10 protein-coding genes and 1 tRNA gene are annotated in these 12,588 nt (G+C 69.0%); 2 read left to right on the forward strand and 9 right to left on the reverse strand.

The features are described from left to right. Positions 1 to 186 precede the first annotated feature (186 nt). A complete protein-coding gene (locus AB0G17_RS20405; RefSeq protein WP_361384332.1) occupies positions 187 to 2,322 on the reverse strand; it encodes an NPCBM/NEW2 domain-containing protein in 2,136 nt (711 codons plus the stop codon). A 239-nt stretch (positions 2,323 to 2,561) separates the two neighbouring features. Here AB0G17_RS20405 and pyk point away from each other — a divergent pair, with 239 nt between their 5' ends. After that, positions 2,562 to 3,998: a pyruvate kinase gene (gene pyk, locus AB0G17_RS20410; protein ID WP_361384335.1), complete on the forward strand. Its 1,437-nt coding sequence runs from the start codon at positions 2,562 to 2,564 to the stop codon at positions 3,996 to 3,998. An 18-nt stretch (positions 3,999 to 4,016) separates the two neighbouring features. On the opposite strand, the gene AB0G17_RS20415 is transcribed toward pyk, so the two are convergent. Further along, positions 4,017 to 4,145, reverse strand: coding sequence for a hypothetical protein (locus AB0G17_RS20415; protein WP_361384338.1), 129 nt, complete (start codon positions 4,143 to 4,145; stop codon positions 4,017 to 4,019). 106 nt (positions 4,146 to 4,251) lie between these two features. Further along, positions 4,252 to 4,326, reverse strand: a tRNA-Leu gene (locus AB0G17_RS20420). Positions 4,327 to 4,426: 100 nt separating this feature from the next. On the opposite strand from AB0G17_RS20420, the gene AB0G17_RS20425 reads away from it, so the two are divergent. Then, a complete protein-coding gene (locus AB0G17_RS20425; RefSeq protein WP_361384341.1) occupies positions 4,427 to 5,077 on the forward strand; it encodes a response regulator in 651 nt (216 codons plus the stop codon). Positions 5,078 to 5,255: 178 nt separating this feature from the next. On the opposite strand, the gene AB0G17_RS20430 is transcribed toward AB0G17_RS20425, so the two are convergent. The 6 genes from AB0G17_RS20430 to AB0G17_RS20455 form a co-directional block, all read right to left on the reverse strand. Further along, a complete protein-coding gene (locus tag AB0G17_RS20430; protein WP_361384344.1) occupies positions 5,256 to 5,972 on the reverse strand; it encodes an ABC transporter ATP-binding protein in 717 nt (238 codons plus the stop codon). Continuing rightward, complete coding sequence (locus tag AB0G17_RS20435) at positions 5,969 to 7,003, reverse strand: ABC transporter ATP-binding protein (RefSeq protein WP_361384347.1); 1,035 nt, start codon at positions 7,001 to 7,003, stop codon at positions 5,969 to 5,971. Before AB0G17_RS20435 ends, AB0G17_RS20430 begins: the two co-directional genes overlap by 4 nt. A 5-nt stretch (positions 7,004 to 7,008) precedes the next feature. After that, positions 7,009 to 8,793 carry a branched-chain amino acid ABC transporter permease gene (locus AB0G17_RS20440; protein WP_361384350.1) on the reverse strand — a complete coding sequence of 595 codons (1,785 nt, stop codon included), beginning with the start codon at positions 8,791 to 8,793 and terminating at the stop codon, positions 7,009 to 7,011. A 5-nt stretch (positions 8,794 to 8,798) separates the two neighbouring features. Beyond that, complete coding sequence (locus AB0G17_RS20445) at positions 8,799 to 9,731, reverse strand: branched-chain amino acid ABC transporter permease (protein ID WP_361384353.1); 933 nt, start codon at positions 9,729 to 9,731, stop codon at positions 8,799 to 8,801. A gap of 174 nt (positions 9,732 to 9,905) precedes the next feature. After that, complete coding sequence (locus AB0G17_RS20450; protein ID WP_361384356.1) at positions 9,906 to 11,132, reverse strand: branched-chain amino acid ABC transporter substrate-binding protein; 1,227 nt, start codon at positions 11,130 to 11,132, stop codon at positions 9,906 to 9,908. A gap of 502 nt (positions 11,133 to 11,634) precedes the next feature. Then, on the reverse strand, positions 11,635 to 12,072 hold the full coding sequence (locus AB0G17_RS20455; RefSeq protein ID WP_361384359.1) for a hypothetical protein: 438 nt from the start codon (positions 12,070 to 12,072) through the stop codon (positions 11,635 to 11,637). Positions 12,073 to 12,588 lie beyond the last annotated feature (516 nt).

Genomic DNA, 12,588 nt, shown 5'->3' on the forward strand with positions numbered 1-12,588 from the left:
CTCGGGCGAAGGCGCTCGCCCGAGGTCCGCCGCACCCTCCTTGCTTTGACGGCCCCGGGGTCGCCGCACCCCCCGCTTGGTTGCCCTGGGGCCGCCGCACCCCCTTGCTTTCAGGGGCGCGGGGCTGTGACATCTGCGGCTCCGCCGCGCGGGCGCGACCAGCCCCTACCGGCCCGCAGACGAACGCTAGGCACAAACAACCCGAGGCCCACCCCAGTCACCGTGGTCATAGTCGACCCCGTCACCCGCGTCGGTGACGACGAGCCGCACCTCAAGCGCGCCCGACAGATCGGCGGACAGCTGCTTCGCGGGGTCCGCCGACGTCAACTTCCCGCTGTCGGCGGCAAGCACGCCGTCGCGCCAGATCTGAAAGACAACAGACCCCTTACCGGCGACCTCGTCATCCACCCCCACCGCCGTGGTCAACGAGGAGCACGAACCTCCCAGGTAGTACGAGACGGAACTCGCCGCATGCGTGCCGAGCCCCTTCGCGTACACCGTCCCGTTGACCGTGAGCGGCGTACCGTCCCCCGCCGCCTGCTCCGCGTTGCTGCGGTCCCGCTCCACCGGCCCCCACCCGTTCGCGGCCGAGGACCAGGTCAGGTCGCTGAGGTCGTGCGTACCGGCCGAGGGACCGGCCCCGCAGGCCAGCTTCGCGTCGGCCCAGTCGGCGTGGTCGTAAGTGATGCCGTCGCCTCCATCGGTGACGACGAGCCGCAGCTTCGTCCCGCCCTTCACGTCGACGCTCAGGTGCTTCGGCGGATCGGCCGCGGTCCGCACCCCGCTGTCGGCGACCATCGTCCCGTCCCGCCAGACCTGGAACCGTACGGACCCGCCGTTCGTTGACTCGTCGTCGACGCCCACGTCGACCCCGAGCGAGGAGCAGGCGCCGCCCAGGTAGTAGGAGATGTCGCTGGGCGCGTGCGTGCCGAGGCCCTTGGCGTAGGCCGTGCCGCCGATGGTCAGGGTGCGGCCGTCGCCCGCCGCCTGCTCGCCGTTGCTGCGGTCGCGCTCCACCGGGCCCCAGCCGCCCACCGCCGACGTCCACGGCAGATCGCTCAGCTGGTTCAGTCCGGTCGGTGGCGGCACCGGACTGCCGGGCGTCACCCGGAACATGACCGTGCCGTGCGCGGGCACCGACGCGCTGATGGCGCTGGTGGTCGTGCTCGTGGCCTTGGACCACAGGTCCTTCAGGGCGTACGAGGACGCCCCGCCGATGCCGATGTCCTTCACGGTCGTCGAGACCGTCCTGGTCGAGGTGGTCTCGTTCGTCAGCGTGACCGAACGGCCGCCGTCGGCCAGCGGCTTGGACATCACGACCAGGCCGCCGGAGCTGGAGACGACCGTGCCCTGCTTGCCGAGCGGGTCCTGGTCCACCGCGATCACGTCGGCGTTCTTGAGGATGGCGAGCGTCGAGGCGCTCGCGGTGCGCAGATCGCTGCCGATCAGCAGCGGCGCGGCCATCTGCGACCAGAGGCTGAAGTGGGTGCGGTACTCGGTGTCGGTCATCCCGCCGTTGCCGACCTCCAGCATGTCGGGGTCGTTCCAGGCGCCCGGCCCGGCGTACGGCGCGAGCGGCTGGTTCTGGTGCGCGATGGAGATCATGCTCGACCAGGAGTCGCTGATGTCACCGGTGGTCCGCCAGGAGTTGCCGACCGCCGGAGCCCAGGTCCAGGGCTGGTTGGAGCCCCACTCGCAGATGCTGTAGAGGATCGGCCGGCCGGTGGTGCGCGTGGCCGCCTTCAACGCGTCACCCATCGCCTTGTACCGCTGCCTGGCGTCGACGTTGTTGTTGTTGCAGTTGTCGTACTTGAGATAGTCGACGCCCCAGGAGGCCCACAGGTTGGCGTCCTGCTGCTCGTGGCCGAGTCCGCCGGGGAAGCCCTGACCGTCGCAGGTCTTGGTGCCCGCGCTGGAGTAGAGGCCGAACTTCAGCCCCTTGGAGTGCACATAGTCGGCCACCGCCTTGATGCCGTGGGGGAAGCGCACCGGGTCGGGGACGAGGTTGCCGCTCGCGTCCCGGTTCGGCTGGGCCCAGCAGTCGTCCAGGTTGACGTAGGTGTAGCCGGCGTCCTTGAGGCCCTGCGAGACGAAGGTGTCGGCGATCCCCTTGACCATCGCCTCGTTGAACTCGGCGCGGCAGTGCGTGGAGTTCCAGTTGTTGAACCCCATCTGCGGGGTCCGGGCGAGGCCGTTGTCGACGGCCGCGGCGGGGGTGGCGGTCGCGGCCGTGAGGGCGGCGGCCCCACCCGCGAGGAGGGAGAGGGGGAGGAGGGGCAGCGCGGCGAGTGCGGCTCCGGCCCGTTTTCTGAACGAGTTCATGTGCGGCTCCGTCGGTGTAGTAGCACGCAATTCAACGAGGTCGAACGAAAACTCACATATTCCATCGTTGAGGCCTGAACATGTCAAGGCTTTGCGCCGAGCGCGCGAAGAACTCCGCCCCGCTCATCGGAGCGCCCCTGCGCACAATTCAACAGTTGTCAATAACCCTTCATGCAAAGGTTGTTGAGTAGTCACGCGGGACCAATTCTCTACCGGCCGGTAAGGCCTAGGCTCGAACCATGCGCCGAGCAAAGATCGTCTGTACCCTGGGGCCCGCCACCGACACGTACGACCAGATCAAGGCACTGGTCGAGGCCGGAATGGACGTCGCCCGCTTCAACCTCAGCCACGGCACGTACGCCGACCACGAGGAGCGCTATCAGCGCGTACGCAAGGCGTCCGACGAAACGGGCCGCAGCGTCGGAGTGCTCGCCGACCTTCAAGGCCCGAAGATCCGCCTCGGGCGTTTCCGTGAAGGTCCCGTACTGCTTGAACGCGGCGACGAGTTCACCATCACCGTCGAGAACATCGAAGGCGACCGCCACACCTGCGGCACCACCTACACGGGCCTCGCCGACGACGTCACCACCGGCGAGCGCATCCTCGTCGACGACGGCAAAGTGGCCCTGGAAGTCGTCGGCGTCGAGGGCCCGCGCGTGCGCACCCGCGTCGTCGAGGGCGGCATGGTCTCCGACCACAAGGGACTCAACCTCCCCGGCGTCGCCGTCTCCGTGCCCGCCCTCTCCGAGAAGGACATCGACGACCTGCGCTGGGCCCTGCGCACCGGCGCCGACATCGTCGCGCTCTCCTTCGTCCGCAGCGGCCGCGACATCGAGGACGTCCACCGCGTCATGGACGAGGAGGGCCGCCGCGTCCCGGTGATCGCCAAGATCGAGAAGCCGCAGGCCGTCGACAGCATCGACGACATCGTCGCAGCCTTCGACGGAATCATGGTGGCGCGCGGCGACCTGGGCGTCGAAATGCCCCTCGAACAGGTCCCGATCGTCCAGAAGCGAGCGATCAAGCTCGCCAAACGGAACGCCAAGCCGGTCATCGTGGCCACCCAGATGCTCGACTCGATGATCGACAACTCCCGCCCCACCAGGGCCGAGGCGAGCGACGTGGCCAACGCGGTCATCGACGGCACGGACGCGGTGATGCTCTCCGGCGAGACGAGCGTGGGCAAGTACCCCGTGGAGACCGTCCGCACGATGAGCCGCATCGTCGAAGCGGCCGAGGAAGACGTCCTGGCCAAGGGCCTGCCGCCGCTCACCGAACGCAGCAAGCCCCGCACCCAGGGCGGCGCGGTGGCCCGCGCGGCCGCCGAGATGGGCGACTTCCTCAACGCCAAGTACCTCGTCGCCTTCACCCAGTCCGGCGACACCGTCAAGCGGCTCTCCCGGTACCGCTCCCCGATCCCGCTCCTCGCCTTCACCCCCGACCCGGCCACCCGCTCCCAGCTCAACCTCACCTGGGGCGTGGAGACCTTCCTCGGGCCGCACGTGGAGTCGACGGACGCGATGGTCGCCCAGGTCGACGAACAACTCCTGAAGATCGGCCGCTGCCGGCGGGGCGACATCGTGGTCATCACGGCGGGCTCCCCGCCCGGCGTCGCGGGCTCGACCAACCTCGTCCGCGTGCACCACATCGGCGAGGCGGACAGCCTGAGGGGCTGAGCGCGCCGGCCGGGCCTGTCAGTGCTTGGGGCCGATGTGGCGGTCCATGAGGGCTACGGAGTCGCGGCGGGCGACATCGACGTTCCTCGCGCCGTCGCGGAGCAGGGTCAGTGCCTGTTGTCGCACGCTCGTGCCATGAAAGTGCATGGGCGCAGTCTGTGGCGACGGCCCGTGACCACGAGCGGCTATGGCCGCTTTTCACGAGAACGAGAAGGTCCGCTTCGGAATTGCGACCTTGGAATCGAAGGAAAAGTGCCCCGGGTCGGACTCGAACCGACACTGTGTGGGTTTTGAATCCACTGCCTGCTGCCAATTGGGCTACCGGGGCCCGAAGAATCAAAGGTTTTCCTTGACCCTGCGCGCGTCCACCATACCGCAGCTAGGTAGGCTCATGGAGAGCAGTACTTGCCCCGCATCAAGGAGCCCCCGTGACCGCCCCCGAGTCGCCCCAGCCCGTCGCCGACGACGACCAGTCGCACGTCCCGCCGCTGACGACCCGCGTCGTCATCGCCGAGGACGAGGCCCTGATCCGCCTCGATCTCAAAGAGATGCTCGAAGAAGAGGGCTACGCGGTCGTCGGTGAGGCCGGGGACGGCCAGAAGGCCGTGGAGCTGGCCCGGGAGCACCGCCCCGACCTGGTCATCCTCGATGTGAAGATGCCGGTCCTGGACGGCATCTCGGCCGCCGAGCAGATCGCCAAGGAATCCATCGCGCCCGTCCTGATGCTCACCGCGTTCTCGCAGCGCGACCTGGTGGAGCGGGCCCGGGACGCCGGGGCGATGGCGTATCTGGTGAAGCCGTTCTCCAAGAGCGACGTCGTGCCCGCGATCGAGATGGCGGTGTCCCGGTTCACCGAGCTGAAGGCGCTGGAGCAGGAGGTCGCGGACCTCTCCCAGCGTCTGGAGACGCGCAAGCTCGTCGACCGCGCCAAGTCGATTTTGCAGACGCAGTACGGGCTGAGTGAGCCCGCCGCGTTCCGCTGGATCCAGAAGACGTCGATGGACCGGCGCCTGTCGATGCAGCAGGTCGCGGAGGCGGTCATCGAGGACGCGGAGGAGAAGAAGGCGGCGAAGGGGTAGCCCTGGCCCGGTCTTCGGCTTCCGGTGGTCTGTGGCTGGTCGCTCCCCCAAGTTCTCGGCTTCGCTCGAACAGGGGGGACCCCCATCGCGGCGGAGCCGCGAATGTCCCGGCTCCGCGCCCCTCAACGTGTACGGGCCGCGCCACGAAGTGTGGCGCGGCCCGTACACGTAACCCCTGCTAGTCCTCGCCGAGGTACGTCTTGCGGACGTTCTCGTCGTGGAGGAGGTCCTGGCCGGAGCCGGAGAGCTTGATCTCGCCGACCTCCATCACATGGGCGTGGTCCGCCAGGGAGAGCGCGGCCTGGGCGTTCTGCTCGACGAGCAGGATCGTGGTGCCCTGGGCCTTGAGCTCGACGATGGTCTCCATGATCTTCTGCATCATGATCGGGGAGAGCCCCATCGACGGCTCGTCCAGCATCAGCAGCTTGGGCTGGGACATCAGGGCCCGGCCCATCGCGAGCATCTGCTGTTCACCGCCGGAGAGCGTGCCGGCCGCCTGCTTGCGCCGTTCGCCCAGGATGGGGAAGAGCTCGTAGGCGCGCTGGACGTCTTTCTCGATGCCCGCCTTGTCGCTCCGCAGGAACGCTCCGAGCTGGAGGTTCTCGGCGATCGTCAGCCGCGGGAAGATATGCCGGCCCTCGGGGGAGTGGGCCAGACCCAGCGAGACGATCTTGTGTGCGGGGATGTTCTCCAGCGGCTTCCCGTCGAAGGTGATCCGTCCGCCCGAGGGCTTGAGGAGCCCCGACAGGGTCCGCAGGGTCGTGGTCTTGCCGGCGCCGTTGGTGCCGATCAGCGTGACGACCTGGCCCGCCTCGACGCTGAAGGAGATCCCCTTGACGGCCTCGATCTTGCCGTAGGCGACGCGGAGGTCTTCGACTTCCAGAAGAGCGGTCACTGGGAGTCTCCTTCGGTACGGGTCTTTCCTGGAGCGTCGGCGTCGGCGTCGGCGTCAGCGCCGGCCTCGGCCTCGGCCTCGGCCTCAGCCTCGGGGGAGGCGGCGGCTTCGGCTTCGGCCGGAGCATCGGCGGCTTCGGCCGGAGCCTCGGCGGTCTCGGCCGGGGCCGGAGCGGCCTCCGGCGACGGGGAAGCCCCGGCCGAGGCCTCCGCGGCCTCCACCTCCGCGACCTCCTCGTCCCCGGGCGCCCCCTCGAACGGGGTGCCGAGGTACGCCGCGACGACGCGCTCGTCGCCCTGCACCACGTCGGACGTGCCCTCGACGAGCTTCTCGCCCTGGAGCAGCACCGTCACCCGGTCGCACAGGTTGAAGATGAAGCGCATGTCGTGCTCGATGACGAGGACGGCGATGCCCATGTCCCGGATGGCGAAGACCAGTTCCTCGGTGGTGCGGGTCTCCTGCGGGTTCATACCGGCGGTCGGCTCGTCCAGGAGCAGCAGCCCCGGCTCGCTCGCCAGCGCCCGGGCGATCTCCAGCTTGCGCTGCTCGCCGTAGGGCAGATTGCGGGCGAGGTGGTCCGCCTTGTGCTCCAGGCCGATGAACGCCAGGAGTTCCATGGCCCGTTCGCGGGACTTGGCCTCGGCCTTCTTGAAGCCGGGGCCGCGCAGCAGGGCGGACCAGAGGCCCTCCTTGGTGCGGGTGTGCCGCCCGACGAGGACGTTCTCCAGAACGGTCATGTTGGCGAAGAGCCGGATGTTCTGGAACGTCCGCGCGATGCCGGCCTGGGTGACCAGGTGCGGCTTGGGCGGGAGGACGGTCCCCTTGTACGAGACCTTGCCCTCCGTGGGGACGTAGAGCCCCGTGAGGCAGTTGAAGAAGGTGGTCTTGCCGGCGCCGTTGGGGCCGATGAGACCGACGATCTCGCCGCTGTTGACGGTGAGGTCGACATTGCGTACGGCGGTCAGACCGCCGAACCGCATGGTGACGCCGGACGCTTCGAGCACCGGGCTGGGGGCGATGGTGGTGGTCATGATGGTTACGCCTCCGCCTTGGTGACGCCGACGGTGGTGTCCGGAAGGCCCTGTTCGGGCACGTCCAGTTGGCCGGTCTCGTGGAATTCGAGCTGGCGGCGCCGGTTGGCGACGATGCCCTCGGGGCGGAACCGCATCAGCAGGATGAGGGCGACGCCGAAGCCGAAGAGCTCGTACTCCTTGAGGAAGCCCAGCTTCTCGGGGATGAGGTAGAGCAGCGAGGCGCCCAGGAGCGGACCGCTGACCGTGCCCATGCCGCCGAGGACGACGGCCGCGAGCAGGAAGGCCGAGTTGGGCGGCGCGGCGCCGGCGAACTGGAAGGGGCTCGGCACCACGCTGTAGTTGACGTGGGCGAAGACGGTGCCCGCGAGGCCGGCGAGGGAGGCGCCCAGGGCGAAGGCGATGAGCTTGGCCCGGAAGCCGTTGATGCCCATGGCGGTGGCGGCGGTCTCGTCCTCGCGGATGGCGATCCAGGAGCGGCCGATACGGGAGTTGGCGGCGCGGTTGAAGACGAGCACGATGAGCGCCGTGATCAGCAGCATCAGGAACAGGTAGTTGCCGAAGCGGCCGATGGTGCGTCCGGCGATGTCGTGTGCGGCGCCGAGGTTGAACCCGAAGATCTCCAGGTCGGGGATCTGGGAGATGCCGTTGGGGCCGTTGGTGAGGTTGGGGCCGGAGCCGCCGTCGAGGTTGTTGACGGTGATCCGGAAGATCTCTCCGAAGCCGAGGGTGACGATGGCCAGGTAGTCGCCGCGCAGTCGCAGGGTTGGTGCGCCGATGATGACGCCGAAGACGAGCGACGCTCCCATGCCGATCAGTGCGGCGGCCCAGAACGGGACCTGCACGCCGGAGAAGCGGGAGAACTCGGAGCCGGAGACCAGCGCGGCCGCGTAGGCGCCGACGCCGAGGAAGGCCACGTAACCGAGGTCGAGCAGACCGGTGAGGCCGACGACGATGTTGAGGCCGAGGGCGACGGTGCCGAAGATGAGGATGTTGGCGCCGAGGTTGGCGTTGTGGTCCTCGCTCTGGGTGAACGGGAAGATCACGGCGGCCAGGAAGACCGCGGTGGTCGCGAATCCCTTGTGCCGGGCGTTGAGTTCGGTGAACCGGTCGAAGAGTCCGGCGGCGAACAGCGCCATCGACCCGAACAGGACCAGGAGCAGCAGACCGATGAAGGTCTCGCTCTCGTCGTCGTTGACGCCGATGCCGTAGGTGAAGACGACCAGGCCGAGCGCGGTGGCCACCGAGATGATCAGACGCTGGGCCCAGCTGGGCAGCGGCGCGGCGGCCGGGATGCCGTCGGGCTTGGCGATGTGGTCGCGCAGCGAGCGGCCCGGGTGCGGCAGCGCGAGCGCGCCGATGACGGGCAGCAGGGAGGAGACGGCCGCGACGTACGCGCCCGGCTCCAGGTTGGCCAGGCCGCCCAGGTCGTAGGCGATGGCGATCGCGGTGTACCAGACGACCGCGAACGCGGAGACGGCGGCGAGGAGTACCGGGTTGTTGGTGCGGCCGGGGTTGAGCCAGCCCAGGCCCCGGATTCCGTAGCCGGCCAGGGCGTAGAGCAGGGTGAGTGCTCCGGCGACCAGGGTGAGGGTCTGGAGCCCGGCCGGGTAGCCGGTGACGGTGAGGTCACCGGGGAACTCGGAGGTCCAGGTCCAGGCGAGGAAGGTGGAGGCGATGGTGGCGACGGCGCCGATCGCGACGAGCGGCCGGGCGACGGACGCGGGCAGCGGGACGATGCCGCGCGGCTCGGCCGGGGTGGCGACGGTCTTGGTGGTGCTGGTGGTCATGTCGATCACGCCCTGTCCGCGACGCGTTCGCCCACCAGGCCTTGTGGCCTGAAGAGCAGGACGAGGATGAGGAGGACGAACGCCCAGACGTTGGCCCAGCCCGAGCCGCCGAGCTGCTGCATCCCGGGGACGTTGGAGATGTACGCGCTGGCCATGGTCTCGGCGAGGCCGAGGACCACACCGCCGATCATGGCGCCGTAGATGTTGCCGATGCCGCCGAGGACGGCGGCGGTGAACGCCTTGAGACCGGCCTGGAAGCCCATCTCGTACTTGATGGAGCCGTACTTGAGGCCCCAGGCGATGCCCGCGACGGCGGCGAAGAGGCCACCGATGGCGAAGGCGATCATGATGATGCGGTTGGTGTCGATGCCCATCAGCTGGGCGGTGTCCGGGTCCTGCGCGGTGGCCTGCATGGCGCGGCCGGTGCGCGAGGAGCGGACGAACAGGGCGAGCGCGGCCATGCAGAGCGGCGCCGCCGTGATCAGGAAGATGTCACCGGTGCCGAACGTGATGGAGCCGAGGTGGAAGGGGCCGCCGGGGATCTGCGGGAAGACCTCGTCGTTCTTGGCGTTCGGGTACCAGTTGAAGACCGCCTGCTGGAGCGCGAGCGAGAGACCGATCGCGGTGATCAGTGGCGCCAGGCGTGGCGCGCCGCGCAGTGGTCGGTAGGCGAAGCGTTCCGCTCCCAGGGCGATGAGCACGGAGACGAGTGCGCCGCCGATGAGCATCAGGGGGAGGGCTATCCACATGGATATGCCGTCGGGCAGCACGTACAGGTAGACCGTGAGTCCGCCGAAGGCGCCGGTCATGAAGATCTCGCCGTGGGCGAAGTTGATGAGCTGGACGATGCCGTACACCATCGTGTAGCCGATGGCGATCAGCCCGTACATCGAGCCGAGAAGCAGCCCGTTGGCCAGCTGTTGCGGCAGAGTGTGCACCGCATGGCCTCCATGTGGATGGGGAGTGTGCAGGGAGTAGACGTCGGGCCGCGCGGTATGACGGGTGGTCGTGGCCGCGCGGCCCTGTTGTCGTGCGGTGGAGCGTTGAGCGGTGGTGCTGTGGAGCGGGGGTGCTGTGGATCAGGCGCTACGGGTCGTACGTGACCGGCTGGATCAGCCGGCGTTGTACGTGCCGCTCTTCACGGCCTTCCACTTGCCGTCGGTGACCTGGTAGACGGTCAGCTGCTTGTTGGTGGTGTCACCGAACTGGTCGAAGGCGACCTGGCCGGCGATGCCGTCGAACTGCGTCTTCTGGACCTCGGCGACGATCTGCTGACGGGCGTCGGACGGGACCTTGCCGTCCTTCACCACGTTGCCGACGGCCTTGATGATCGCGGTGGCCGCGTCGTACGAGTAGCCGCCGTAGGTGCCGTAGTCGCCCGGGTACTTCTTGTCCTTGTACTTCTGGACGAAGTCCTTGGCCTTGTCCAGGGTGTCGACCGGCACGCCGACCGAGGTGGCGAGGTCGCCCTCGCTCGCCTTGCCGGCGGTGGTGATGAAGGTGTCGCTGTAGATGCCGTCGCCGCCGAAGAGCGGGAGCTTGGTGCCCGCGTCCTTGAGCTGCTTGGTGACGATCTGCGCCTCGTCGTACTGCCCGCCGTAGTAGACGAGGTCCGCACCCGAGTTCTTGATCTTGGTGACGAGGCTCGCGAAGTCCTTGTCGCCCACGTTGACGTGGTCCTCGCCCGCGACCTTGCCGCCCGCCTTGACGAAGCCCTGCTTGAAGAGCGCGGCCAGGCCGGCGCCGTAGGTCTGCTTGTCGTCGACGACGAAGACGCTCTTCTTCTTCATCGTGTTGACCGCGTAGTCCGCGGCGAAGCCACCCTGGATGGCGTCGGTGGTGGCGGTACGGAAGTAGGTCTTGAACGGGCGGGTCTTGTTCCCGGCCGCCCAGTCCTTGCCCTGGGTCAGGGTGGGGTTGGTGTTCGAGGGGGAGATCTCGACGAGGTTGGCGTTGGCGAAGACCTGCTGCATCGTCTGGGCGACGCCGGAGTTCAGCGGGCCGACGACACCGAGGACGTCCTTGTTGGCGACGAGCGCGGTGGCGTTCTGCTGGCCGGTCGGCGGCAGCGCCTTGTCGTCCAGGGCCTTGACCGCGAACTTGACGCCCGGGACCAGGTTCTTGGCGTTGGCGTCGTCGACGGCTATCTGTACGCCGTACTGGATGCCGAGGCCGGTGGCGGAGTTCTGGCCGGTCAGGGGCGCGTCCACACCGATGACCACGGTCGTCGTCTTGCCGCCGCCGTTGTCGTCCTTCTTGTCGCGCGAACCGCACGCGGTGAGGGTGAGAGCCCCCGTGGTGAGCACGGTGGTGAGTATGAGCAAGGAACGGTGTCGCACGATATGTCCTCTCCCTGGCGCGACGCCTCCGCTGAGGCGTCGTGTGACTCGCCGGGCCGTACTGGGGTGGTACAGGTGCCGTGCAGCAGACGCGCCCGGCGGCGCGGTGACTGGCCGTGACTCTAGGCGCAGGTTGCTGAGCCGGGACCAGGGAAGGTCAGGATGTGACTTTCTTGTTATGACGAGCGGACACGGCTGGGGGAGCTCTATGGACAGATGGGGGCATTGCTGAGCCCCAAGAGTGCCCACATGCTGAGAATTCCCAGTTCCGCTAAGGGGCTTGAGCCGATCTTGCTACTGACAGGGGGGTGCGGTGGGGGTGCCCGCCCCACCTGCGGTGATTCCCGCGGTTCCGGATTCCGGTGATGATCTTGTGAATGCGCCCCGGAGGGCTGGATCCCGTTTATCCATTTCGCCCGAGTTACGGAGCGTTACGATCGGGAGTGGCTGGAAGGTCGGTGTGGACCGCTACGGACCTCTGTGGCCAACCTCCGTCGCGGAGCTAGTGCCGACCACCTCCCAGGGCGCCGTGACGCGCGGTGCACTCCTGCCGTGCCTGACGCCCTATCAGCTGAAGCGCGGCCTCCGTGCCGTGTGCGCGCTGCTCATCGCGCGCGGCCGCGACGACCCGCTCGTGGATCATGTGCTGGTCGATCGAGAACCCCTTCTGCTCCCAGTCGAGGCCCGACCAGCGGTTGCCCTGGATCATCGCCCGCGCCCAGTACTCGACCAGCCGCCGGCAGTCCTCCTCCGGGGTGCTGGTGGAAGGTGCCGGGACGGGAGTGACGGAGGTGGCGTTCCGCCCCTCGCTCCCCTTCCCGCCGGAACACCCGACGGCGGTGGCGGCGACGAAGACGAAGCCGCCGACGGCACACCCGGCCAACCGGAACGCCGCGTACCGCCGCCCACCACGGTGTCCGGTTCCCGCTGGACTCGCCATGACGGGAACGGTAGGGGGTCACGATCGGTGACACAACTGGTGTGACGGTTAAGGGGGTTGGGGGGGTGGGGTGGGGGCGGCGGCGGTGCGCTTGTGTCTGCGGGCCGTCTGTGGCTGGTCGCGCCGTTCCCCGCGCCCCTTAGGCACCTCCGGCCTCTCCGGCGCTTGAGGGGCGGGTCGTGGGGCGGAGCCCCAGGGGATGGCGGGGGTGCCCGGGCGCCGGGTGTGGCCTGGTGCCGTCCGGCCCGTCGGGGTCCGGGGCGGAGCCCCGTGGCGGGGTGCAGGGGGCGCAGCCCCCGCCCGGGGGCCTGGGGGCGGCGCCCCCGGGGAGGAACCCCTCCCAGACCCCCGGAGGGTTTGGGGAAGGGGCGGGGCGGGGGCCTCCAACCCGTCAGCCCCGAGCCGCCGCCTCCGCGGCGTACCGCCCAACCCGCCGGTCCGGGGCGGAGCCCCGTGGCGGGGTGCAGGGGGCGTAGCCCCCGCCCGGGGGGCCTGGGGGCGAGGCCCCCCGGGGAG

The sequence above is a fragment of the Streptomyces sp. NPDC023838 genome (genome assembly GCF_040639555.1).
Classification (GTDB): domain Bacteria; phylum Actinomycetota; class Actinomycetes; order Streptomycetales; family Streptomycetaceae; genus Streptomyces.